This is a genomic window from Treponema sp. UBA753 (assembly GCF_002297325.1).
Taxonomy (GTDB): Bacteria; Spirochaetota; Spirochaetia; order Treponematales; family Treponemataceae; genus Treponema_D.
On record NZ_DBKJ01000095.1, the window covers coordinates 1 to 2528 of the forward strand.

Annotated in this window: 3 protein-coding genes; 1 reads left to right on the plus strand and 2 read right to left on the minus strand. The window is 38.6% G+C overall.

Annotated features, from left to right (window positions below):
• The coding region (locus tag B4C08_RS08070) for an Rpn family recombination-promoting nuclease/putative transposase (protein ID WP_296664316.1) at positions 1–847 on the plus strand (847 nt) is incomplete at its 5' end.
• Between the two features lie 133 nt (positions 848–980).
• Here the strand turns inward: B4C08_RS08070 and B4C08_RS08075 are convergent.
• Complete coding sequence (locus B4C08_RS08075; protein WP_296664317.1) at positions 981–2279, minus strand: hemolysin family protein; 1299 nt, start codon at positions 2277–2279, stop codon at positions 981–983.
• A partial coding sequence (locus B4C08_RS08080; protein ID WP_296664318.1) for a transporter associated domain-containing protein occupies positions 2276–2528 on the minus strand: 253 nt, incomplete at its 5' end. The genes B4C08_RS08080 and B4C08_RS08075, both read right to left, overlap by 4 nt.

Genomic DNA, 2528 nt, shown 5'->3' on the forward strand with positions numbered 1-2528 from the left:
AAAAGCAGGGAAAAATATGAAATACACGCCAAAGCCTTACGAAGAGCTTTTCTTCACGGACGATTTTTTGTTCAGCAAAATTATGCGCGACGAGGAAATTGCAAAGGGAGTTGTTGAAAATCTGCTTGGCATTAAAATAAAAAAGGTGGATTTTTTGTCGTCGCAATATTCAATCGGCGAGCTTTATGCAGGCAAAGGCATCCGTCTTGACGCATACCTTGAAGATTCCGGCAAAGTGATTGACATAGAAATGCAAAGCGTTGTCCAGATGGACGAAGGCCTTCGGATGCGCTATTATCAGAGCATAATCGACATCGAGCATCTGAATCGCGGCGAACGCTACAGAAACCTGAAGGAATCTTACGTCGTTTTTATCTGCTTGAATGACCCTTTTGGCGACGGAAAGGCGGTTTACAACTTTGCGACAAAGGAAGTCGACGGAGAAAGAATTCTGAATGACAGAATCCATAAAGTGATTTATAATGCAAGTGGCTTTGAAAAGGCAAAAGAGCCGAAAGTCAGGGCGTTCTTGAAGTTCGTAAAAGAAAGGGCGGCGACAGATTTGTTGACGCGCAAGATTCAAGAAGCCGTCGACACATGCAAGTATCACCAAAAATGGAGGGCCGAGTATATGCTATGGGAAGACCAAGTCACTGAATGGAAAGAGGAAGCCCGCGAAATTGGTAGGACCGAAGGCAAAGCTCAAGGCTTGAAGGAAGGTGCTTTGAACAAAGCTGTTGAAACCGCAAAAAAGATGATTAAAAAATGCATTGACTTGAACACCATCTCTGAATGCACAGGGCTTTCTTTGGAAGAAGTAAACAGGCTAAAAGAAGAAAATGATTAACTTGAACAAAAATTTTCAATGTACAAACTTTTAATAGATTGAAAAATGTTTTAAATTATTCAGCCCAAGTTTCGAGTTTTTATGAATGTAAAAAAACGATTTGTGCGACTTTTCAGAACTTGAAAAAATCGCTTTACTTTTGAGGATTTAGTTTTATCTTTACGCTTTGAATTCGCCTCGAGGCCTGGTCTTCTATAACAAACAAAATTCCATTCCAAACAAAGACTTCTCCAGTTGAAGGCAGTTCGCCTAGTTTTTCAAGAAGCCAGCCGCCTAAGGTTACGGCATCCTCGCTTTCGAGATTTAATTTTAAAATCGAATTCAAATCTGTAAGTTTCATGTCGCCAGGAACAATAAACTCATTGGAACTTATAAACTTAATTCTAGACTCAGCAGGGATGTGCTCAATATCTTCATCTGTCATGCGTCCAAAAACAACGCGCATTATGTCATCCATTGTAACAATTCCCGCAGTACAGCCTTGCTCGTTTAAAGCAACCGCAAAATCAGTTCGTTCCTTTCTAAATCTGTAAAGAAGTTCCAACGCTGAAAAAGTTTCTGGAACAAAAAGAACTCCTTTCATAATGCGGCCGGCATATCCTTCATCAAAAAAACTAGATTTTTCAGAAATGCGAGAATTTTCGCTAGAACCTAACAAGACTGATTTGTAGTGAATTATTCCCACAATCGACTCTTTTGTCTTTTCGTAAACGGGCAGAGTACTTAAACCCGACTGAATAAACATATCTATGACTTGATTTTTTGTTGCTTGAACAGGAACTGCTCTTATCATTGAGCGATGTTTCATTATATCGTGAACATTTAAATCGCTGAATTCAAAAATTTTATTGAGCATTGTTTTTTCAGAATCTTCTAAAGTCCCTTCTGTGGCACCAAGTTCTATTAAAGTTTTTAATTCTTCTTCCGTAACAAGCTCGTTGCTAGTTTTCCAAAAGCGGCACGCAAAATTTGAAGCTCCTTTTGAAAGCGCCGAAAACAGCTTTACGATAGGAAAAAATATTTTTTTCAAAATCAAAAGAGGGAGCGCATTGTGGCAAACCGTGTCGTCCGTGTAGATTCCAGCAGTGGTTTTTGGAACTATTTGCCCAAAAGTTGTTGCAAAGAACGTAATCAATAATGTTGCCACACCTACGCCGCTGTTTCCTACAATTTGCACTGCAAGAGCAGTTGCCAATGCGCTTGCAAGGGAATTCATAAAATTTGTTCCGACAAGGACTATTGTTAAAAGCTCATCAATATTATTTTTTAGTTCTGCAGCAATTTTCGCATTTCGCCTTTTTTCTTGAACAAGGCGTTTCATTTTAATCTTTGAAATAGAAAGAAAAGCTGTTTCCGAGCCGCTAAAAAATGCAATGCAGCGGATAATTAAAATCAAGGCGATTAAAATAAAAGCTGTTTTCGTGTAATTCACTGAACCTCCTCCCTGCTAGAAAGTTTATTTAAGTGAATTTCTGTAATTCTTCGTTGAAAAACGGCTTCCACAGTAAAGTTCCAGCCTTCAAAGGATACAGAATCGCCTACAACAGGCAGTCTGTTTAATTTTTCTGTTATCCAGCCACCTAAAGTCTCATTTATTTCAGAATTTAATTTTATGCCAATAATATCTTTCATGTCTAAAAGCAAAGTTGCTCCGTCAAGGTTGAACTCTGTTTTTCCTTTT